A 21,525-nucleotide genomic window follows, 5' to 3' on the forward strand; every position below is an offset into this window, starting at 1 on the left:
CGGGGCATTCAGGCCGTCGCCTGATTTTCATCCCGCTCGGTCGGGGCGGAGTCCGCGCCGCGCACGTCTTCTTCGAACAGCGCTTCCAGTTCCCGGGCGGCCTGTTGCGCCGTCTGAATCAATTTCTGCTCGTCGTCGCCGGCCAATCGTTGCTGTTCCAGCAGCTTGCGGTCGTGCGCATCGAAACGTCGGATGCTTTCCAGCGCTTCGGCGCGCGACAGCCCTAGTGCTTCCAGCGTGTTCTGCGCCATATCGAGGCTGGAGAAGTACGTCTCGCGCATGAAATAACGCACGCCCATCTCCATCAGGCGGATCGCGTGCTGACGATTGCGGGCGCGCGCGAACACTTTCAGGTTCGGGAAGTGCTTCTGGATGAGCTCGGCGGTGCGCACCGACGCTTCGATGTCGTCCATGGCCAGCACGAAGATCTCGGCGCGCCCGGCGCCGGCCGCTTGCAACAATTCGAGCCGCGACGGATCGCCGTAGTAAACCTTGTTGCCGAAACGGCGCACGAAGTCGACTTGCGCGACGCTCGATTCGAGCGCGGTGAAAGAGATGCGTCGCATGCGGAGCACGCGAGCGACGACTTGGCCGACGCGACCGAAGCCTGCGATCAGCACGCGGCTGTTGTGATCGTCGATGGTGTCGAAATCCCGCGGCGGCTCGCCCTTGCTGAAGAGCGGCTCGATGAGGGCTGCGTGCAGCTTGATCAGCAGCGGCGTCATTGCCATCGAGATGGTCACGACGATCACCAGGATCTGCGCGAGGCTCCGTTCCATGACGCCGTAGCTGACCGCGAGCGCGAACAGCACGAAACCAAACTCGCCGCCTTGCGCCAACGAAACGGCCAACGGTGAAGCAGTTCGCGCCGAGATTCGCGCGACCCGCGCAACGATCCACAACACCAATCCCTTGATGGCGAGCAGACCGATGACCAGGCTCGCGATCAACACGGGGTGCTGCAGCAGCAGGCTGATGTTCGTGGTCATGCCCACGGAAATAAAGAACAGGCCGAGCAGCAAGCCTTTGAACGGCTCGATGTCGGCTTCGAGCTCGTGGCGATATTCGCTTTCGGCGAGCAGCAGACCCGCGACGAAAGCACCCAGGGCCATGGACATGCCGACCGCATCCACGAGCAGGGCGGTGCCGATCACCACCAGCAACGCCGCAGCCGTGAATACTTCGGAGACTTTTGTTTCGGCGATGAATCTGAGCACCGGTCGCAGCACATAGCGGCCGCCAAATACCAGCAGCGCGAGCACACCGAGACCTTTGACGGCGCCGAGCACGGTTGCACCGAGCGACTGCGTGGCGCCGGTCATGCCCAGCAGGGGCAGGATGGCCAGCACGGGCATCACTGCGATGTCTTGAAACAGCAGGATGGCGAACGCAGGGCGGCCGTGCCGGGTATTCAGTTCGTGACGTTCGGCGAGCAACTGTAAGACCAGCGGCGTGGACGAGAGCGACAGTGCGAAGCCAGTGACGAACGCAGCATTCATCGGCAGCCCGAGCAGGTGCGCGAGCACTGTGAATGCGCACGTGGTGACGACGACCTGCGCGAGTCCGAGTCCGAAAATCGAGCGTCGTAGCGCGCGCAGACGCGATGGCTGCAATTCCAGGCCGATGACGAACAACAGCAGCACGATGCCGAACTCGGCGAGGTGCATGACGCCTTCGATGTCGTCGATCACCGCCAGCCCGAACGGCCCGATCGCCACGCCCGCAGCAAGATACGCCAGGATGGAGCTCAGCTTCAGGCGCCGGAACATCGGCACCGCCAGCACCGTGGCGCCCAGAAAAACCGCTATTTGTCCTGTCAAAGTCATGTGCTTCTCGTCATATGCCGCGTCGGGGCGCAGCAAAAACTTAAGTTGGCTGCGTCACAAATCCGGTGCGAGGTGGCGATCGTATCAGCCGCATAGCGCGCTCGGGCGGGGGCGGCATTCAGGGCCAGCCTCATGGGCCGAGTCTGACACCGGGCCGATGATGTGATTTGTCACGACGGCGCTTTTCGTCACTGTTCAGCTACCCGCCGTCGTGAGGTTTTATGGTCAACGATCTGGCGGATCCCCGCCCCGTCTATATCATCGATGCACGCGACCGCATCGTGTTCGTGAATCCCGCGTGGAGCCGTTTCATGGCGCCGGCGCGCGGCCTCGGACCGGGCTTGTCTGATGTGCTCGGCCGCCCCATCTGGAATCGCATTTCCGAGGGCGTCGTGCGGCAGCTGTGGGAATTGCTGTACGCCCGCGTGCGAGCGGTTGGCGGCAGTGTGTTCGTGCCGACGCGCGCCGATCGGGTCGACGAGCGCCGGCTCATCGACATCGAGCTGACGCCGCTGGCCGACGGCTCCATCCGTCATGTGTGCGAGCCGGTGTGGAGCGAGGCGCGACCGGCGGTGGCTTTGCTCGATCCGGCTTATCCGCGCGATGAGCGCAGCCTGCGTTGTTGTTCGTGGTGCCGGCGGATCCAGGTTCGCCTGGGGACCTGGGAGGAAATCGAGGACGCCCAGCAGACGCTGGGGATTCCCGCGGACCGCACCTTGCCGCGGCTCGAGCCTGGGGCCTGCAGCACTTGTAAACAGTCGCTGCTGAAGACTTTTCCAGCACGCGTTGCCTGATGCCAACAGTGTTTTGAGCGCCGGGCGCGGGCATCCCTGCTAAACTCCGCGCCCCTTATGCCTCGCTCCGACATCAGCTTTCCGCAAAAAGACGCCGAGCTGCGGGAAGACGTCCACATGCTCGGCGGTTTGGTCGGCCAGGTCATTCGCGAGCAGGGCGGCGACGTTCTGTTCGAAGCCGTGGAGAGCGACCGGCAATCGGCCATCGCGCGCCGTGAAGGCGACACCGCCAGCGGCCGTGAATTGACCGAGCGGACCCGCAACGTGCCGCCGGAGCAGGCACGCGACCTGGTGCGCGGCTTCTCGACCTGGTTCGAGATGGTCAACATGGCGGAGAAGGTCCATCGCATCCGCCGCCGCCGCCAGTATTTAAACGAAGGCAAGATTCAACCCAGCGGCATCATCGAAGCCGTCAACAAGCTCAAGGCACAGGGCTTGTCGCTCGAGGACGTTCGGCGCCTGATGCTGCAGATGTGGGTCGAGCCGGTGTTCACGGCGCATCCCACCGAATCCACCCGTCGCACCATCCTGCGCAAGCAACAGAAGATCGCAAAACTGTTGTTGCAACGGCTCGGGCTGCCACGCAGCGCCAATGAGACGCGCGTGCTGTGGGATCGCATCCGTAACGAGATCACTTCGGGCTGGCAGACGGCGGAGAATTCACGCGAGCGGCTGACGGTCGCCGATGAGCGCGAGCACGTGCTGTTCTTCATCGCCGAAGTGCTCTACAAGATCGTGCCGACCTTCTACGAAGAAATCGAAACGGCGCTCGAACAGGCATACGGGCCGGAAGCGCGGGAGCGCGAGGTGCCGGAGATCCTGCGCTTCGGCTCCTGGGTCGGCGGCGACATGGACGGCAATCCCGACGTGCACGCCAAGACGCTGCGCGAGACCCTGGCGCGTCATCAGCAGGTCATCGTCAATAACTACTTCCTGGAGTGTAAAAGCCTCGCGGAAACGTTGTCGCAGAGCGCATCGCGCGTCGGCATCTCGCCGGAGCTGACAGCGCGCCTCGATCAATATTCGGTGCTGCTGCACGCGGGCGGAGGCAGTCTGTCCCCGGCCCGCCATGACCGCATGCCTTATCGGGTATTCCTGGGGCAGGTGATGGAGCGGTTGCGCGCGACTTACGAGGGGCGCGCCAATCACTACGAGAGCGTCAACGAGTTCCTCGGCGACATCAGTCTGATCTCCGACAGCCTGCGCGCCAACAAGGGCGAGCACGCCGGGTTGTTTCAGGTGCGCCGGCTGATCCGCCGGATTCGAACGTTTGGCTTCCATCTGGCCACGTTGGATATTCGCCAGAACGCCGCTGCGCACCGCGCCGTCATCGGCCAGGGTTTCAACGATGCCGGCTGGGCCAGCCGCACCAGTGCGGAGCGCACCGATCGTTTGCGAGATGCGCTCGAGCGGGACGAAGGCCCCAGCAATGTGCTCGATGCGAGCGGCAAGCGCAGCCTGTGGGTGCTCGAAGCGCTGGCGCATTGTCGTCACCGCTACGGCGACGAGGCGATCGGAGCCTATGTCGTCAGCTCGACCCAGGGCATCGACGACGTGCTGTCCCTGCTGTTGCTGGCGCGTTGGGCCGATACCGCCGATCGCCGCACGGGCGATGTGCCAGCCGATGTCGCGCCGATGTTCGAATCGGCCGAGTCGCTGCAACGCTGCGGCGAGATGATGAAGCAGCTGTTCGAAGAGCCGGTTTACCAGCGTCACCTCAAAGGACGCGCCAACCATCAGTACGTGATGATCGGCTATTCGGCCAGCAACAAGGAAAGCGGCATCGTGCGCGCACGCTGGCTGATCCGTCAGGCGCAGGAGTCGTTATTTGCGGCCGCCGACGCCGCCGGCATCGAATTGACACTTTTTCACGGTCAGGCCGACGGCATCGATCGGGGCGGCGGTCGTACCGAAGTGCTGGTCCGGAGCGCTCCGAACGGCGCGCGCCGTGGACGATTGCGCATCACGGAGCAGGGCGAGTTGATCAACGAGAAATACGGCCTGCGTCCGATCGCCTTGCGTGTGTTCGAGCAGGCGTTCAATGCACTGTCGTTGTCGCGCGCGGGCGTGATGCCGCCGGAGCGGGTCGAGCCGGCCTGGCGCGAGGCGCTGGAGCTGATGAGCGAGGAAAGCTCGCGCGTGTATCGTGGCCTGGTGTTCGACGATCCGGAGTTCCACGACTTCTTCTGTCAACTCACGCCCATCGACGTGATCGAGCGCATGCAGCTCGGCTCGCGTCCGGTGTCGCGCCTGGATCGGGTCGGCATCGGCGCCATCCGTTCCATTCCCTGGTGGCACGCGTGGTCGCAGTGTCGTTACATGATGCCCGGCTGGTTCGGCGCCGGCTCGGCGCTGGCGCTGGCGTCGCGCACGCTCGGCGACGCTGTCCTGCGAGACATGCACGACAGCTGGTTTTTCTTCACGAATCTTGTCGATGACATCGAATTGTCTCTGGCGCGCGCGGACGTGGACATCGCGCGCGCTTACGAGCAGCTGGTGGATGAAAAATATCGTCGCTTCATTCCCATCCTGCGCGCCGAATATGACTTGGCGCGCCAGCAGGTGCTGAATATCCGTGGTTGTCAGCAATTGCTGGAGGGCGCCTCGACGGTTCAGCGCTCCATCATGCTGCGTAACCCGTACATCGATCCGATGCACCTGACGCAGGTGGATCTGTTACGGCGCTGGCGCGCCGGCAAGCGGGAAGATCGGGAGCTGTTGTCGGCGTTGCTGGCGACGGTCAGCGGCATCGGTCAGGCCCTGCAGGGCGCGTGACGCTGGCGATCAGTTCGGCTGCCTGTTCAGATAAGGCAGCAGCCATTCCACGATGACGTCGTAATCGACCTGATCGCGCTCGCGGTGGCGCGCGAACATCTCCGGACGGTCCTGTAACAGCCTGAAGGCGAATGCGACTGCATCGGTCGCGTGCAACCGGCGCGATTCCGGCAACCGGAACCACTCTTCGATGACGCGGGCTTGGGCTTCTGGTTGTTGCATGCACCGCTCCTTAGGAGCGCGCGGGAACATAGCAGCCCGTTTTTATCGCCGCACCAGTTTTTTTCTTTCCACCCTCACATGCCTGCGTGGCCGCGAAACGTCACTTGCAATACGCGGCGTGCAAACAGGCAGATAGCGTGTGGCGCGTAACAAATGGACAAAATTTGTCAGGTACGGCGCCGGTGAGCCGCGTTCTGCCGACCCAGAAAACACGGCAAATTCTCGCGCAGAAACATTCACGCGGCGTTCAGCGTTTGCTTTGGTGATTGCATAACGCACGGACGTGTCGAGGAACACATGTTTACAAGATTGTTAGGTGCGATGTTCTATTCAAAGGCGATTGCTTGCGGCAGAATCCGCGTCCTTCCTAATCACTTCGGCAAACCCGAATTGGCACGTCAGTGAAAGCTTCGCAGAAGAAGCCGCGTGAGCGGTCGACGAGCAAAACAACCTCGCCCTGGACGGCGGTGTCGCGCAGTGGCTCGCATCTGAACGTGGAGGACTTCCTCACGTTTCGATTGACGCGCCTGTCGAACGCCTTGCGCACCAATCTCACCAAGCCCTATCTCGAGCAGTTCGATTTGAGCTTGCCGGAGTGGCGCTTGCTGGCATTGGTGGCGCGCTTTGCCCCGATGCGCTTCTCGGAAGTGACGGCCCGCAGCGGCATGGACAAGGGCCAGGTGAGCCGGACATTGCGAGTCATGGCGACGCGCGGACTGACCAAAACCAAAACCATCAAGGAGCGCGGCTCGCGCTCGACCGAAGCGCTGGCAGCGCCAGTGATGGTTTCCATCACGCCCAGGGGCACGACCTTGTACAAGGCGGTGCTGCCCGTGGCGCGCAAACGTCAGGCAGATATGCTGCTGACCTTGAACGAAGCGGAGCGCTCGTCGCTTTATTCCATCATCGACAAGCTGTCGGCCACCATCGGCAACGGCGGCGACAGCGTCGAAGAGGCCGAATAAATCTCTATAGAGTGAGCGCCGGGAAAGGCGCGGCTTCCCGCCGCGCACGACGTTAGCGCCCGATTAATTCAGGCTGATGAGCGGGCCAAGCGCGCCGGCCCGCGAGCGGATCGCGGCGTTTACCGTATTCATCAGCAGACAGGCGATGGTCATCGGCCCGACGCCCCCAGGCACGGGCGTGATTGCACCCGCATGTGACAGCGCCGCTTCGAAATCGACGTCGCCCACCAGTTTGTTCTTGCCATCGAGGCCGGCGACGCGATTGATGCCCACGTCGATGACGATCGCGCCCGGCCGGATCCAGTCGCCGGCGATCGCTTTCGGCCGCCCGATCGCCGCAACCAGAATCTCGGCTTCGCGGCACAGCTGTGGCAAATCGCGCGTGCGCGAGTGGGCAATCGTTACAGTGCAGTCGTTTTGTAACAGCAGTTGCGCCATGGGCTTGCCGACGATGTTGGAGCGGCCCACCACCACGGCGCGTTTGCCAGCGAGCTCTCGCGTCACTTCACGAATCAGGATCAAACAGCCGAGCGGCGTGCAGGGCACGGTTGCGTCCTGGCCGAGCGCCAGTCGGCCAGCATTCACTGCGTGAAAGCCGTCGACGTCCTTGGCCGGGGTGATGGCGGCGAGCACCGCCGCGCTGTCCACGCCGGCTGGCAGCGGTAGCTGCACCAGGATGCCGTGCACGTCGCTGCGCGCATTCAATTGCTCGACCAGCGCAATCAGCTCCGACGTGCTGGCGGTCGCCGGCAGGCGATGATCGAAATGCTTCAACCCCGCGGCGGCCGCTTGTTTGGTCTTGCTGCCGACATACACCTGGCTGGCCGGATCGTCGCCGACCAGCACGACGGCGAGGCCGGGAATCACGCCGTGCTTCGCAAGTTCGGCTGTACGGGCGGCAACGCGCTCACGCAGTCGTTCGGCGACGGCGCGGCCATCGATCAGAGTCGCGGTCATGCGGAAGATTCCTGATTAGTTATAAAGATCACGATAGCGCTCGCGCAGCGCGCTCTTTTGCACTTTGCCCATGGTGTTACGAGGCAGTTCGGCGACCAACACGATGCGCTTGGGCAATTTGAATTTTGCGAGCCGCTGCTCGAGCGCGTTGCGGATTTCAGCCTCGTCCAACGTCTGGTGCTGGTTGGGCACCACGATGGCGGTGACGCCTTCGCCGAAATCCGGGTGCGGCACGCCGATGACGGCGCTTTCGTTGACGCCGGGCAGCGCATCGATTTCCAGCTCGACCTCGATGGGATAGACGTTGTAGCCGCCGGTGATGATCAAGTCCTTGCCGCGGCCGACGATGTAAACATAACCCTGCGCATCGCGCTTGCCGAGATCGCCGGTGATGAAGAAACGGTCCTGGCGAAACTCGGCCGCGGTTTTTTCCGGCATGCGCCAGTAACCAGAGAAGACATTCGGGCCGCGGACCTCGATCATGCCGATGGCGTCGGGTTCGACCAGGGGCGCGCCGCTGTCTGGATCCGCGATGCGTACTTCGACGCCCGGCAGCGCCGGCCCGACCGATCCGGGAATGCGACGGCCGTCGTAGGGATTGGACGTGTTCATCAGCGTCTCGCTCATACCGTAGCGTTCCAGGATGGCGTGGCCGGTGCGCGCCTGGAACTCACGGTGCGTTTCGGCCAGCAGCGGCGCCGAACCCGAAACAAACAAGCGCACATTGCTGACTGCGTCCCGGTGCAAGCCGGGATGTTGTAACAAGCGTGTGTAAAACGTCGGCACACCCATCATGACGGTGGCTCGGGGCAGCAACCGTACGATCTGGTCCGCATCGAACTTCGACAGGAACAGCATCGAGCTGCCCGACGCCAGGACGGTGTTGATGGCCACGAACAAGCCGTGTACGTGAAAGATGGGCAGGGCATGTAACAACACATCGCTGGCGGTAAAGCGCCACGCCTGTGCCAATGTCAGCGCATTGGACGACAGGTTCGCTCGCGTGAGCATCGCGCCCTTGGAACGGCCGGTGGTTCCAGAGGTGTAGAGCAATGCCGCCAGCGTGGCCGGAGCGTGCGCCGAGCTTTCAGGCGCCGGGCCGGCGATATCGTGCAGCGAGCCGCCGCCGCGATCGTCCAATGTTTCTACGTGCTTGACGCCGCAGGCGGTCGCGATCGCCTGCACTTGCTGGCGATCGGCCGGCCGCACGACCGCGACGGTTGGCGCAGCGTCGCCCAGAAAATATTCGAGCTCGGCGAAGGTGTAAGCGGTGTTGAGAGGAACGAACGTCGCGCCAAGCTGCAGGCAGGCGAGATAGAGCGCGATCGCTTCGGGAGATTTTTCGACCTGGGCGACGACGCGGTCCCCCGGCTTCACCTCGAGCGTCGCGAGCGATCCTGCGAGCCGCCGGGTCAGCGCGGCCATTTGACCATAATTCAGTCGGCGTCCCTCGCCAGTCTCCAGCAGGAGGCGCTCGGGATCGTTGGCGGCAATGGTATCCAGCCACCGTGAAGGAGCATCGGTGGCAGCTGCATTCGACATCGGCGGGTCTCATGAGGCGCGGATCGAGGCGCTCATGATAGCCCGGTCCTCCCTGCGGAGGCTCAAGCCCGGCTGGAGACGGCGCGCTTCTCTTCGTACATGGCGGCGTCGGCGCGCGCCAGCAGCGACTCGAGGTCTTCTTCGGTGGGGATGTCGACCAACGTCATGCCCACGCTGATGTTCAGCGGATACGGACGGCGGTGGGCCTGATTGAAGATCTGCAGATGATCGCGCAGGCGGTTCGCCAGCGCGTGCAGGTCCTGGGTGGAGTGCACGTGAGCCATGGCGACGAACTCGTCGCCGCCGATGCGTGCCAGGATGTCCGAGCTGCGAAATGTATCGCGCAACACTTCGGCGGTGTCGCGCAACGCCTGATCGCCCGCCTGGTGGCCGAGCGTGTCGTTGATGCGCTTCAGGCCGTTCAGGTCCATGAAGAACAGGCCCATTGCGTAATGCTCGCGCTGGGCGACTTTCAACGCCTGCTGGGCCAGCTCGAAAAAGCCGCGGCGATTGCGCAGCTGGGTGAGCTCATCGATCAGCGACAGGTTCTGCAGCAGCTCGGCGCTTCGGCGCAGCTCTTCTTCACGCTCGCGCACTTGCTGCTCGGAACGGTGCTTGTGAATCGCGACCTCGATTGCACAGCGCAGCTCGTCTTCCTGGAACGGCTTGATCAGATAACCGAGTGGGCCGGTCAACACCGCGCGCTGTAGTGTCTCGCTGTCCCGATGGCCGGTCAGAAAGATGATGGGCACGTGCGCTTGCTCGTGCATCAGGCGCGCCGCTTGAATGCCGTCGATCTCGCCTCGCAGGCTCACGTCCATGACGACCAGCTCGGGCTTCAATTGCGTAGCCATGGCCACGGCCTGAGCGCCTTCGCTCGCTACGCCGCTGATGCGGTAGCCGAGGCGAGTGAGGGCTTCCATGAGGTCCTGCGCGACGATGCCCTCGTCCTCGACGATGAGGATCGACGCCGGATGCGCCTCGGGTCCGGCGCCAGCGCCAGCCGAGCCGTCGCCATCCGACGACGAGCCGTGCCTGTTCGAGCGGTCGAAGCGGCTGCGAGGCTCCACGTTGATCAATCCGTCACTCCCCTGGGGGCGGGGGACCCCGCCTTGGATCTCCGATAACGCTTGAACCGACCTACGGGTTCACCGCCGAATCCATTCATTACGCCGTTCGTCGGCGCATCGGTCGAGTCCGGCCCGATGGAATTGTCAGGTAGTAGGACGGGCAGCGGACGCCTACAATCGCGGCGGCTCGCCAGTGCGCAAGTCGCCACTTGCCGACGTGAGCCAATACATCAAGGCATTCCCAGGAGAACAGCGTTTGACACAGCGTGCACAGGCCGGTGGACGGGCCCTGATCTGCGGCTCGGTGGCGTTCGACACCATCATGGTGTTCGAGGACCGGTTCCGGAATCACATCCTGCCCGACAAAATCCACATGCTGAATGTGTCGTTCCTGGTGCCGCAGATGCGCCGCGAATACGGCGGCTGTGGCGGCAACATCGCCTATAACCTCAAGCTGCTGGGCGACACGGGATACCTCATGGCGACGGTCGGCCGCGATGCCGGCCTATACCTGGATTGGATGCAGCAGAACGGCATCCCGACGGACTACGTGCGAGTGCTCGAGAGCGAGCACACGGCGCAGGGCTTCGTGACGACTGACCTCGATGACAATCAGATCTGGGCCTTTCATCCCGGCGCCATGCAGCACTCGCATGTCAATGAAGTGTCGCAGGTCGCGCGGCAGGCCGATCAGCCGATCAAAGTCGGCATCGTCGCGCCCGATGGCCGTGACGGCATGATCCAGCACGCCGCACAGTTCGCTGCCGCCGGCATTCCATTTATTTTCGATCTCGGCCAGGCCATGCCGCTATTCGATGGCGAGCACTTGAAGACCTTCATTTCGCAGGCCACTTATCTGGCGCTGAACGACTACGAGTGGCAGGTGGTGCAGCAGCGCACCGGCTGGAGCGAAGCCCAAATACTCAACCACGTCCAGGCGTTGATCGTCACGCGGGGCGCGGAGGGCTCGGAGATCCATACGCGAGACGGCAAAATCCTCATCCCGGCGGCCAAACCGAAGGCCGTGGTCGATCCCACCGGGTGTGGCGACGCCTATCGCGCGGGTCTGCTTCACGGCCTCATTCACGGACTGGATTGGCAAACGACCGGTCGGATTGCCTCGCTGCTGGGCGCGATCAAGATCGAGTCCCGCGGCACGCAGAACCATCGGTTCACTCGCGACGAATTTGCTACCCGCTATCGGGAGAATTTTGGTACCCCGCTGTAACCGTGGGCGGGTTAGCATCCGGTTTCAAGTCAAAGGACCTTCTTAATGAGCAGCAGCAGCTTCCTCTTCACCTCCGAATCCGTTTCGGAAGGCCATCCGGACAAGGTTGCGGACCAGATTTCCGACGCCGTGCTGGACGCCATCCTGGCGCAGGACAAGTACTCGCGCGTCGCCGCGGAGACGCTGTGCACCACCGGCCTGGTAGTGCTGGCAGGTGAGATTACGACGGGCGCCGTCGTCGATTTCCAGGCCGTCGCACGCGACACCATTCAGCGCATCGGCTACGACAACACCGATTACGGCATCGACTACAAAGGCTGCTCGGTGCTGGTTGCGTACGGCAAGCAGTCGCAAGACATCGCGCAGGGCGTGGATGAAGGCCGCGGCATCGACCTGGATCAGGGCGCCGGCGACCAGGGCCTGATGTTCGGTTACGCCTGCGACGAAACGGCCGGCCTGATGCCGCTGCCGATCTATCTCTCGCACCGCCTGGTCGAGCGTCAGGCTCAGCTGCGCAAGAACGGCAAGCTGCCCTGGCTGCGCCCGGATGCGAAGTCGCAGGTCACGATCCGCTACGTCGACGGCAAGCCGAAAGAAATCGACACGGTCGTGCTGTCTACCCAGCACCACCCGGACATCGAGCACAAGCAGCTGGCCGAGGCGGTGATCGAGGAGATCGTGAAGCCGGTGCTGCCGAAGGAAATGATCGGCAAGAAAGTGAACTATCTGATCAATCCCACCGGCCGCTTCGTGGTCGGCGGTCCGCAGGGCGATGCCGGTCTCACCGGCCGCAAGATCATCGTCGACACCTACGGCGGCGCGGCTCCGCACGGCGGTGGCGCGTTCTCCGGCAAGGATCCGTCGAAGGTGGATCGATCGGCTGCTTACGCCGCCCGCTACGTGGCCAAGAACATCGTCGCTTCGGGGCTGGCCACCAAGGCTCAGGTGCAGGTGTCGTACGCCATCGGCGTCGCCAAGCCGACCAGCATCATGGTCACCACCTTCGGCACCGGCAAAGTGTCCGATGAGCGCCTGGAAGAGCTGGTCGCGAAACATTTCGACCTGCGCCCCAAAGGCATCATCCAGATGCTCGACCTGCTCCGGCCGATCTACCAGAAGACCGCCGCCTACGGCCATTTCGGCCGCAGCGAGCCGGAATTCACCTGGGAAAAGACCGACAAGGCCGAGCTGCTGGCGGCGGAAGCGGGCGTAAAGCGCGCGGCCAACGCCTAACCAGTCCACTCGACTGCCTCGAACGCCGGGCGTGACTCATCGTCGCGCCCGGCGTTTTACGTTAGAATCCCGGCTCCGCGATCCGAGGGGCGCTGCAGCAGTCCGGAGTTCTTCCGAGACCTGCCAGGCTCGGCTCGCACAGCCTTTAGGCAACGGCGCCCTCCAACCATTGACGGAGATTCATATGAGCGCAGTCGCCAAGCCTGCTTCCAGCGGCGATTTTCACGTTGCCGACCTGTCGTTGGCCGAGTGGGGCCGCAAGGAAATCCTGATCGCCGAGACCGAAATGCCCGGTCTGATGGCCATCCGCGAAGAGTTCGCAAAGTCGCAGCCTTTGAAAGGAGCCCGCATCACCGGCTCCCTGCACATGACCATTCAGACCGCCGTGCTGATCGAGACGCTGCAAGCGCTCGGTGCGCAGGTCCGTTGGGCCTCGTGCAACGTGTTCTCGACCCAGGACCACGCCGCCGCGGCGATCGCCGTGAAGGGCACGCCGGTGTTCGCATACAAAGGCGAGACGCTGGACGAGTACTGGGACTACACCCACCGCATTTTCGATTGGCCGGACGGCGGCTACTCGAACATGATCCTCGACGACGGCGGCGACGCGACGTTGCTGCTGCACCTGGGCACGCGTGCGGAAAGTGACATCAGCGTGTTGAACAACCCGGGCAGCGAAGAAGAAATCTGCCTGTTCAACTCCATCAAGGCCAAGCTCAAGGTCGACCCGAAGTGGTACTCGGTTCGCTTGAAAGCCGTGAAGGGCGTGACCGAAGAGACCACCACCGGCGTGAAGCGTCTGTATCAGATGGCGAAGGAAGGCAAGCTCGCGTTCCCGGCCATCAACGTCAACGACTCGGTCACCAAGAGCAAGTTCGACAACCTGTACGGCTGCCGTGAGTCGCTGGTCGACGGCATCAAGCGCGCCACCGACGTGATGATCGCCGGCAAGGTCGCGGTCGTGGCCGGCTACGGCGACGTGGGCAAGGGCTCGGCGCAGGCGCTGCGGGCGTTGTCCGCCACGGTGCTGATCACCGAGATCGACCCGATCTGCGCACTGCAGGCGGCGATGGAAGGTTATCGCGTCGTGACGATGGAAGAGGCCGCCGCGCTCGGCGATATCTTCGTCACCACCACCGGCAACTTCCACGTGATCACTCACGATCACATGAAGGCGATGAAGAACAATGCGATCGTCTGCAACATCGGTCATTTCGACAACGAGATCGACGTGGCGTCGTTGAAGAAGTACACCTGGGAGAACATCAAGCCTCAGGTCGATCACATCATCTTCCCGGACGGCAAGCGCATCATCCTGCTGGCGGAAGGTCGCCTGGTTAACCTGGGCTGCGGAACCGGTCATCCGTCGTACGTGATGAGCTCTTCCTTCGCCAACCAGACCCTGGCGCAGATCGAGCTGTTCGCGCACACGGCGAAGTACCCGGTCGGTGTGTACGTGCTGCCGAAACACTTGGATGAGAAAGTGGCGCGGCTGCAGCTGGCCAAGCTCGGCGTGAAGCTCACTACGCTGACCGACGAACAGGCCAAGTACATCGGCGTCGACAAGGCCGGTCCGTACAAGCCGGATCATTACCGCTACTGATAACCGATGGCGAAGCCGCCAAGCATGGTTCTGACCACGGCCTGCCCCGACACCACCGGTGTCGTGGCAGCCGTGGCCAGTTTCCTCGCGGCGAACAATTGCCTCATCACCGAGGCCCAGCACTACGACGATCCGATTTCGGACACGTCGTTCATGCGCACCGTGTTTCATGACAATGGCCACGGTGCGCCGTCGCTGCGCGAGCTGGACGCGCTGTTCTCGAATTCAGTTGCCCAGCGCTTCGGCATGCGCTGGAAGTTTCACGAAGCCCAGCGCAAGTGTCGGACCGTGCTGGCCGTGTCGAAGCACGGTCACTGTCTCAACAGCACGCTGCACCGCTGGAGCACCGGCACGCTGCCCATTGAAGTCGTCGCGGTGGTCTCCAATCATCAGGAGATGCGCAGCCTGAGCGAGTGGCACGGCGTGCCGTATCACTATTTGCCGGTGATCGACGGACGCAAGGCCGAACAGGAAGAGCGCATCATCGAGCTGTTCGAAAAGGTCGACGGCGAGCTACTGGTGCTGGCGCGCTACATGCAGATCCTGAGCCCGCGCGCTTGCGACTATTTTGCCGGCCGGGCGATCAACATCCATCATTCGTTCCTGCCTGGATTCAAAGGCGCGAAGGCTTATCACCAGGCGCACGCGCGCGGCGTGAAGCTCATCGGAGCGACGGCGCACTATGTGACGACGGATCTGGACGAAGGCCCGATCATCGAGCAGGAAACGGCGCGCGTGGATCACACCATGGCGCCGGAAGAGCTGGTCAGCATCGGCTCGGATCTGGAGAGCGTGGTATTGAATCGCGCCGTGAAGTGGCACGCCGAGCGCCGCGTGTTCACCAACGGCAGCAAGACGGTGGTACTGAAGTGACTGCGAAGATCATCGACGGCAAGGCGATTGCGAAGAAACTGCGGGCGGAATATCACGCGCGCGTCGATGTGCTGCGCTCACGTCACAACGTGACGCCGGCGCTGGTCGTCATTCTGGTCGGCGACAACCCGGCCTCGCAGTCCTACGTCCGCGGCAAGATCGCGGGCTGCAAGGAAGTCGGCATCCGCTCCGAGCTGGTCGAGCTGCCTGCCAGCACGACGGAAGAGCAGTTGCTCGATCACATCGACCGACTCAACAACGACGTGACCGTGCACGGCATCCTGGTGCAGTTGCCGCTGCCCGCGCACATCCGGGTGTCGAGCGTGCTGGAGAAGATTTCTGTCGAGAAGGACGTCGACGGCTTCCATCTGTACAACATGGGCGGCCTGGTCACCGGCAACACCGTGTTCTCGCCGTGCACGCCGTACGGTGTGCAGAAGATTCTGGAGCACGAAAACATTCGCGTCGAAGGACAGAACGTGGTCGTGGTCGGCGCCAGCAACATCGTCGGCAAGCCCACCGCCCTGATGTTGATGCAGCAGGACGCGACGGTCGTCATCTGTCACAAGAAGACGCGCGACCTCGGGCATTTCACGTTGCTGGCGGACATCCTGGTGGTCGCGGCGGGCGTGCCGAACCTGATCGTGCCGCAGATCGTGAAGACCGGCGCCGTCGTGATCGACGTGGGATTCAACCGGCTGCCCGATGGCCGCATCGTCGGCGACGTCGATTTCGAGGGCGTGAAAGAGAAGGCGTCGTACATCACTCCGGTGCCGGGCGGCGTGGGGCAGATGACGGTCACCATGCTCCTGCACAACACGATTCTTTCCGCCGAACGCGCCGCGACCGCGACAACTTCGCCGTTCCGTCGCCGCGCCTGAGTCTCAGGCAATTTGAGCGACGCGGCGAAAAAGTAGCGCCGCGAGCTGCGAGCCCATGCCGCTTGCGACGTACACCATTCGTTGGTTGTCAGTGAGCTTGCGCAGCCAGTCGAACGCGCCGCCGTCGATCAATGGGATTGCGTTGCCGTCCGGCGTGCCTGCATCGAGCATGAACCTCAGGCCGTCGTAGTACTTGTGCTCCAGCGGCGCCACGGTCGCGGCGATTTCGGGCATCGACTCGGCAATGCGCTTCGCCAGGTGCGCACGCTCGGGCGTGCAGAGCAAGCGTAGTGTGCGGTCGGGGAAGCGATAACCGTGCTGCTCCAGGCGGTCGAGTGCCGCGATGTGTGTGCGGATGTGCTCGATCAGCGCTTCGGTTGTGAAGCCGTGATCTTTGCGCTCGTGCGCGGCCGACGCCAGACAAAACATTCGAAAGTGCGCCGCGAATCCAGGGCGTTTCGGTATCGCTTGCGCGCGCACGCAACGATGGCTGGTCGTGAGTTTGATCGTCGCACCCGGCGCTTCTCTTAGTCGCCTGGCGCATTCGAGAGCGAGCACATTGGTCGGATCGGAAACCACCTCGGTGCCGCGCGCGGTGGAAACAATTCTGTTCTGGCTGGTGAGCGCGACGCTCGAGCACGAAGCAAGCGGCGCGAGCGGGGACAGCTCGAGCGCTTCGAAATCGACGGCGGCTGCGAGCAGGTGCGAGTCCAGTTCGTTCGAGATGCGCTGATTCACTGCGCACGGCTGCACGAATCGATCGCTCTCCCATTGCTGACGAACCATCGCAGGTGTGCGCTGCGCGGCTCGCTGCTCCAACACCGATAGCAACAATGACCACAACTCGGTCGCAGCCAGGCCCTGCGCCAATGCCTGGCGCAGCGTTGCATCGACAGTTACACGGTCCGTGCGGCTCATGATCGGGCTGAGAGTACACGAACTACGGCACGGGCGGCGTCTTGCGCAGATGCTCGAAGAGGTCGCCTCTCGGCGCTTTCTTGCCGAACGGAAAGCTGCAGAATGTCATCGGAACGGTCGCGAACGGATCGTCCGGCTGTGCCGCGAAATTCCTCGGACGGAGCCAGCAGTTTTCGCTGAGCCACAGGATGGGGTTTCTCAGTTCGTCCACGTCGGACTCGCCATACTTGTGACGCGGCGGTGGGCGAAATGGCGGCGCGGGCAGCTTTACCTGCGGCTCTTCGGGGCGAGGGCCGAGAGCTCGATAATTGTCTCGTGCGGCGTCCGCCGCGGCCTCTGCGCCAGATTGTTTCCAGTCGGGCAGGGCCAGGGCCGATCCGGTCGGCGTCTCGGGCGGCAAATACATCGGAGCGAGACCAGGCGCAGACGGAGAGTCGACATTCACCGCCGAAAGCTTCACTGAGGGCGCCCGAGACTCGTCGGGGAGGATGTAGTTGCGCTCTGGAATCAGCAGCAAAGTGCCGCGGGCGGTGGTGTCGGTGGCTCGGACGCGTTCCTCCCACGGAATGAGCAGTACCGCCAGATGCGCAGCCATGACCAGCGTGAAGATCGCCGGCCGAGCGGTGCGGTCATCCTGCACAAAGTCCCTCGCCGCCACGGAATCCCCAATTGATCCAATCGAATAGTGGCCAGTCCCCAGCCAATAGAGGCGCTCCGGGCGCGAAGGTTCAGTCAGGGACTCGCCGCTGGCGCCGCCGCTACGCATCGCGGACAATCTGAGCATCGAAAGCTTCGAGATGTGGGGATATGCGATTCGCAGTGATTGCTTCGAAGATGGCGGCGCTCTCGGCGATCGGGCTGGTCGCAGCTCTGCCGCTCGGCTCGGCCTACGCGGCCTGCACGCGGCCGAATTTCAAGATCACCGTGCCGGACGGCGCAACGGCGACCGAAGCGGAGATGAAGGCGGCGGCCCAGACGCTGGTGAAGCTCGATCAGGAGATGGGCGAGTACCTGCGCTGTATCAAGGGCGACGCCAGCCAGGCGACGGTGGGCAAGGACGAGGCCACTCGTCAGAAGCTGGTCAAGGAATATGTCGACTCGCACAACGCGACCACCGATGAGCTGGCGGGCCTGGCGGGCTGCTACAACGCTCAGGTGGAGGCGTTTCAGAAAACCAAGGGCGGCGCCGGGGGCAAGACCGCGGATTGCAGCTCGCACATGGCTGCGGCGAAAAGTCGAACCCCCTCACCGGCTCCGGGCGGCACGCCCATGCCGAGCAACATCGTGAAAGAAGCCGATGGCTATTCGTTCGAGCTGCAGGGTGGTGCGTGGAGTTACACGCTGATTCGCGACGACACGCCGCGCTACTGCGGGGAAGGCGACAAGCATTGCGTGAGGCGCACGGTGTTCGTCACCAATGGCTCCGAGCAGGAGCTGGAGTGCAAGGCCTATATCAAATACGAAGGTGCCGATGCGAAAGGCAATGCGCAGCCCGAGGCGCAGGCCGTGGTGCTCAAGAAATCCGTTCGTGCGGTCATTGCCAGCATGGCGCCGCAGGGCGTGAACGCGGCAACCTTCGAAGCGTCCTGCAAGCCGCGTCCGCCGCTGCCGCCGCTCGACACGCAAGCGGGCTGCAAATATGAAGTAGTGAAGCCGGTGAATATTTCCGACTTCTATCCCCAGGAGGCGCGCGAGGCGGATGAGCAGGGCCCGGTGGTCGTGGAGTTCACCGTGCCGGGCAAGGCCGCCAGCCCCACCGAAATCAAGGTGATCGCGAGCAGCCTGTCGCCTCGCCTGGATCAAGGCGCGGTGCAGGCGGTTGGCGCGATGATCATGAGCAGCCAGTGCAAGAACCAGCGCTATCGGCTGCGTTTGAATTTCCAGCTCGAGGAATAGTCCTCAGCGCATTGCGCACAACCACGCGGCGGCAATGGCCGCGATGGTGAATGCGCCGGCGGCAAGCTGCAGGGCGGGAGAATCGAAGCGGCGCTCGGGAATTTTCCCGAGCGCGACGCCGAGCACACAGCCGCTGAAGAATCCAGTCACGTGCGCAATGACGTCGGTGCGCTCGCCGCCGGCGCCCAGAAAGCCGAGCAGGATCACGCCGGCGATCAAGGGGCCGAGCCGTTTCGCCCAGCGCAGATTGCTCTCCGTCTCCAGCGACCATGCGTACGCGCTCAATATGCCGAGCGCCGCGAACACTGCGGTCGATGCGCCCAGCGAGCGTTGCTCGGTCGGCATCACGATGGCGTCCAACCCGTTGCCCATCATCGCGCCGATCAGAATGCTGGCCCATGCGACGCCACCACCCAATGCGCGTGACGCGAGAAAACCGAACACCGTGCCGAACGCGAGATTGCTGAGCAAATGGCCCACATCTGCGTGCAGCGTGAGCGCAGTGATCACCCGCCACCACTCGTGCGTCGTTGGAATCCCGCCGTGCAATGCGCCTGCCTCGAGCCAATCGAAACCGAGCGCATCGATGCCCGCCGCATAGGCGACTGCCATCATCACGAGCACGTAGAGAATCGATCCGGTCCAGGCGCGGGGTTGCAGCTTGGGCAGCTTGGGGATGTGAACGGGAGCCCTGGATTCCTGCGCGACTTCGGTGAGGTGGCGAATGGCCAGGGCGGCCGATTCTTCCGGCACCACGACCACGAACACACCGCCTCGCACGACGGTCCACGAATGAATGCCGACCGCCGACAGGATCAAGGTCTGCTGGTCGCAATCGGGCATTCGCAGCGAGCGAAAAACCTCGACCAGATTGGAAGGCGCGTCTTCGGGCGTCATGTGTCGTCGGGCTTTTTCGGGCTGGTCCGCAGGGGTGGGGGCGGCCTGCGGGGATTCCAAGGCAAGCCCTGTCGAAGAACCCAGGACTAACATAGAGTTGACCAAAACGGTCAAATTGGTAAACTCTATGTTATGCCAAGCACCCCCCAAGCACTGCAGTCCCTGCCCCCGGCCGCCACCCAGGCGCTGCACATTCTGGGCGAAAACCTGGCGATCGCCCGGGTCCGGCGCCGGGAATCCCAGCGCGCCTGGGCCAAGCGATTGGGTATTTCGGTGCCGACCTTGATCCGGATGGAGCGCGGCGATCCAGGTGTGAGCGTGGGAATCTACGCGACGGCGCTGTGGCTGATGGGGCGCGTGAGTGCCCTGCCTGCAATCGCAGCGCCAGCCGAGGACAAGGGCGCACTGGAGAGCGACGTGCGTGGCGCCCTGAAACGACGGGCCGTCCGGTCCGCGGCTTCGGTCGAAGCCCGCCTGGCTCGTGGCACACGGCCGAAGAAGCAGGAGCGCTCATGAGTCTCGCGCGCAAGCCGGCAGCTTACCAACCGACCGACCAGCTCTATCTGTGGCTGGTCACTCAGCCGGCACAGCCAGTGCTGATAGGCGAGTTGCACCTGGTGAGAACCACGCGCGGCGTGTCGTTGCGGTACGCGCCGGAATGGTTGGAGCGAGGCTTTCCTCTCAGTGAGGACGTGCCGCTGATTGACGAGGAACTGCTGCCCACCGAGTCCGGGATCGCGATTGGCGCGGTGGACGATGCCCGGCCGGATCGCTGGGGCGAGCGCGTCATTCGCTTTCTCGACAAGCCGCCGCGCCTGTCGCTGCTCGAGTATTTGTATTTTGCCGGCGACGATCGCTTCGGCGCGCTCGGTGTCTCTACGTCCGCGGAGGAGTATCGGCCCAGGCACCTCGGGCCGCTGCCGGCGCTGGCCGATACCGACACCATTTACGAGCTGATCCGCAAAGTGCAGGACAACGAGCCGGTGCCGGAATCGCAAAAACGTTTGATCTCTCCCGGCGTGACGCTCGGCGGTGCGCGCCCCAAGGCTTTGCTGGATATCGCCGGCGAGCAATGGGTGATCAAGTTCTCGGATGGCGAGCCGGCGGACACGCCATTGATCGAGCACGCGACCATGCTGCTCGCACAGAAAGCAAACATTCGAGTTGCGCAGACGCAGGCGGTGCGCCTCACGCACGGCCATGCTGTCGCGATCAAACGATTCGACCGGGAGCGAGGCGCGAGGCTGCACTGTCTCTCCGCGAGCGTCGCGTTGCGAGCCGCGGCCGAGCGATTTGGCTATCCCGAGCTCGCGCAGCTGCTACGCCGGCGCGGTGTCGTCGAACAAGATCAAAACGAGCGCGACATGCACGAGCTGTTTCGCCGCATGGTGTTCAACATCCTCATCGATAACACCGACGATCATGAGAAGAATCACGCCCTGATCGCGACCGACGCCCAGCAGTACCGACTGTCGCCGGCGTACGATGTGCTGCCTTCCGGGCAGGCGCTGGGCTTTCAGCAGATGCGAGTCGGCGAGGACGAGGCCGATTCGACGCTCGCCAATGCACTATCGATGGCGCCGCTCTTCTCGCTGAAGAAAGATGCAGCGATCCGGCAGGTGCGCGAGGTCGTCGCCGTCGTGAATGACTGGCAGAAACATTACACGGAGTGCGGTGTGACGCGTGGCGATGTCGCCCTGTACGCCGAACAGATCGACCGGCCATTCCTGCTGGAGCAACGCCAGGAATTCACGAGTCGATGAGGCTCGTAGCCCGATCATGAACGACTTTTCATGACGGCGCGGCGCCCGGCTCGGGAACATGCCGATGCGCCATTCGTCCAAG

General features: G+C 63.4%; 19 protein-coding genes and 1 riboswitch. Of the genes, 11 read left to right on the forward strand and 8 right to left on the reverse strand.

The features are described from left to right. Positions 1–8 precede the first annotated feature (8 nt). A complete protein-coding gene (locus EK373_RS09520; RefSeq protein ID WP_129642433.1) occupies positions 9–1,826 on the reverse strand; it encodes a monovalent cation:proton antiporter-2 (CPA2) family protein in 1,818 nt (605 codons plus the stop codon). 221 nt (positions 1,827–2,047) lie between these two features. On the opposite strand from EK373_RS09520, the gene EK373_RS09525 reads away from it, so the two are divergent. Together EK373_RS09525 and EK373_RS09530 are read left to right on the forward strand one after the other, a co-directional pair. Next, a complete protein-coding gene (locus EK373_RS09525; protein WP_129642434.1) occupies positions 2,048–2,620 on the forward strand; it encodes a nitrogen regulation protein NR(II) in 573 nt (190 codons plus the stop codon). Between the two features lie 57 nt (positions 2,621–2,677). Continuing rightward, positions 2,678–5,395 carry a phosphoenolpyruvate carboxylase gene (locus tag EK373_RS09530; protein ID WP_129642435.1) on the forward strand — a complete coding sequence of 906 codons (2,718 nt, stop codon included), beginning with the start codon at positions 2,678–2,680 and terminating at the stop codon, positions 5,393–5,395. 9 nt (positions 5,396–5,404) lie between these two features. Here the strand turns inward: EK373_RS09530 and EK373_RS09535 are convergent, their stop codons facing one another. Continuing rightward, on the reverse strand, positions 5,405–5,617 hold the full coding sequence (locus tag EK373_RS09535; protein WP_129642436.1) for a hypothetical protein: 213 nt from the start codon (positions 5,615–5,617) through the stop codon (positions 5,405–5,407). Positions 5,618–6,018: 401 nt separating this feature from the next. Here EK373_RS09535 and EK373_RS09540 point away from each other — a divergent pair, with 401 nt between their 5' ends. Continuing rightward, positions 6,019–6,582, forward strand: a complete 564-nt coding sequence (locus EK373_RS09540) for a MarR family winged helix-turn-helix transcriptional regulator (RefSeq protein WP_157994294.1) — start codon at positions 6,019–6,021, stop codon at positions 6,580–6,582. 63 nt (positions 6,583–6,645) lie between these two features. On the opposite strand, the gene folD (EK373_RS09545) is transcribed toward EK373_RS09540, so the two are convergent. The 3 genes from folD (EK373_RS09545) to EK373_RS09555 all read right to left on the reverse strand — a co-directional run bounded on the left by folD (EK373_RS09545) (position 6,646) and on the right by EK373_RS09555 (position 10,151). Next, positions 6,646–7,539 (reverse strand): bifunctional methylenetetrahydrofolate dehydrogenase/methenyltetrahydrofolate cyclohydrolase FolD, encoded by an 894-nt coding sequence (folD, locus tag EK373_RS09545; protein ID WP_129642438.1) that lies wholly within the window; start codon positions 7,537–7,539, stop codon positions 6,646–6,648. Positions 7,540–7,554: 15 nt separating this feature from the next. Next, positions 7,555–9,081 (reverse strand): malonate--CoA ligase, encoded by a 1,527-nt coding sequence (locus EK373_RS09550; RefSeq protein ID WP_129642439.1) that lies wholly within the window; start codon positions 9,079–9,081, stop codon positions 7,555–7,557. A 62-nt stretch (positions 9,082–9,143) separates the two neighbouring features. Beyond that, on the reverse strand, positions 9,144–10,151 hold the full coding sequence (locus EK373_RS09555) for a diguanylate cyclase domain-containing protein (RefSeq protein ID WP_232831099.1): 1,008 nt from the start codon (positions 10,149–10,151) through the stop codon (positions 9,144–9,146). Between the two features lie 322 nt (positions 10,152–10,473). On the opposite strand from EK373_RS09555, the gene EK373_RS09560 reads away from it, so the two are divergent. The 5 genes from EK373_RS09560 (at position 10,474) to folD (EK373_RS09580) (ending at position 15,969) form a co-directional block, all read left to right on the forward strand. Then, the gene (locus tag EK373_RS09560; RefSeq protein ID WP_129643531.1) at positions 10,474–11,379 is read left to right on the forward strand and encodes a carbohydrate kinase family protein; all 906 of its coding nucleotides are present in this window, start codon (positions 10,474–10,476) and stop codon (positions 11,377–11,379) included. A 45-nt stretch (positions 11,380–11,424) separates the two neighbouring features. Then, positions 11,425–12,612, forward strand: a complete 1,188-nt coding sequence (gene metK / locus EK373_RS09565; RefSeq protein WP_129642441.1) for a methionine adenosyltransferase — start codon at positions 11,425–11,427, stop codon at positions 12,610–12,612. A gap of 78 nt (positions 12,613–12,690) precedes the next feature. Further along, a riboswitch (S-adenosyl-L-homocysteine riboswitch) is annotated at positions 12,691–12,780 on the forward strand. A 16-nt stretch (positions 12,781–12,796) separates the two neighbouring features. Next, complete coding sequence (ahcY, locus tag EK373_RS09570) at positions 12,797–14,215, forward strand: adenosylhomocysteinase (protein WP_129642442.1); 1,419 nt, start codon at positions 12,797–12,799, stop codon at positions 14,213–14,215. Between the two features lie 24 nt (positions 14,216–14,239). Beyond that, positions 14,240–15,088: a formyltetrahydrofolate deformylase gene (gene purU, locus EK373_RS09575; RefSeq protein ID WP_232831055.1), complete on the forward strand. Its 849-nt coding sequence runs from the start codon at positions 14,240–14,242 to the stop codon at positions 15,086–15,088. Beyond that, positions 15,085–15,969, forward strand: coding sequence for a bifunctional methylenetetrahydrofolate dehydrogenase/methenyltetrahydrofolate cyclohydrolase FolD (folD, locus tag EK373_RS09580; protein WP_129642444.1), 885 nt, complete (start codon positions 15,085–15,087; stop codon positions 15,967–15,969). The genes purU and folD (EK373_RS09580) overlap by 4 nt, the downstream gene beginning before the upstream one ends. Positions 15,970–15,972: 3 nt before the next feature. Here folD (EK373_RS09580) and EK373_RS09585 read toward each other — a convergent pair whose 3' ends face one another. Continuing rightward, positions 15,973–16,887 (reverse strand): hypothetical protein, encoded by a 915-nt coding sequence (locus EK373_RS09585; protein ID WP_129642445.1) that lies wholly within the window; start codon positions 16,885–16,887, stop codon positions 15,973–15,975. A 22-nt stretch (positions 16,888–16,909) separates the two neighbouring features. After that, the gene (locus EK373_RS09590) at positions 16,910–17,545 is read right to left on the reverse strand and encodes a hypothetical protein (RefSeq protein WP_129642446.1); all 636 of its coding nucleotides are present in this window, start codon (positions 17,543–17,545) and stop codon (positions 16,910–16,912) included. A gap of 149 nt (positions 17,546–17,694) precedes the next feature. Here EK373_RS09590 and EK373_RS09595 point away from each other — a divergent pair, with 149 nt between their 5' ends. Then, positions 17,695–18,783 carry an energy transducer TonB gene (locus EK373_RS09595; protein ID WP_129642447.1) on the forward strand — a complete coding sequence of 363 codons (1,089 nt, stop codon included), beginning with the start codon at positions 17,695–17,697 and terminating at the stop codon, positions 18,781–18,783. Between the two features lie 3 nt (positions 18,784–18,786). Here the strand turns inward: EK373_RS09595 and EK373_RS09600 are convergent, their stop codons facing one another. Beyond that, positions 18,787–19,680 carry a rhomboid family intramembrane serine protease gene (locus EK373_RS09600; RefSeq protein ID WP_157994295.1) on the reverse strand — a complete coding sequence of 298 codons (894 nt, stop codon included), beginning with the start codon at positions 19,678–19,680 and terminating at the stop codon, positions 18,787–18,789. A gap of 132 nt (positions 19,681–19,812) precedes the next feature. On the opposite strand from EK373_RS09600, the gene EK373_RS09605 reads away from it, so the two are divergent. Both EK373_RS09605 and EK373_RS09610 read left to right on the forward strand, forming a co-directional pair. After that, the gene (locus EK373_RS09605) at positions 19,813–20,196 is read left to right on the forward strand and encodes a helix-turn-helix domain-containing protein (protein ID WP_129642449.1); all 384 of its coding nucleotides are present in this window, start codon (positions 19,813–19,815) and stop codon (positions 20,194–20,196) included. After that, complete coding sequence (locus EK373_RS09610) at positions 20,193–21,443, forward strand: type II toxin-antitoxin system HipA family toxin (RefSeq protein WP_129642450.1); 1,251 nt, start codon at positions 20,193–20,195, stop codon at positions 21,441–21,443. The genes EK373_RS09605 and EK373_RS09610 overlap by 4 nt, the downstream gene beginning before the upstream one ends. The last annotated feature ends 82 nt before the right edge of the window (positions 21,444–21,525 follow it).

Source organism: Peristeroidobacter agariperforans (assembly GCF_004138335.1).
GTDB classification, from domain to species: domain Bacteria; phylum Pseudomonadota; class Gammaproteobacteria; order Steroidobacterales; family Steroidobacteraceae; genus Steroidobacter; species Steroidobacter agariperforans.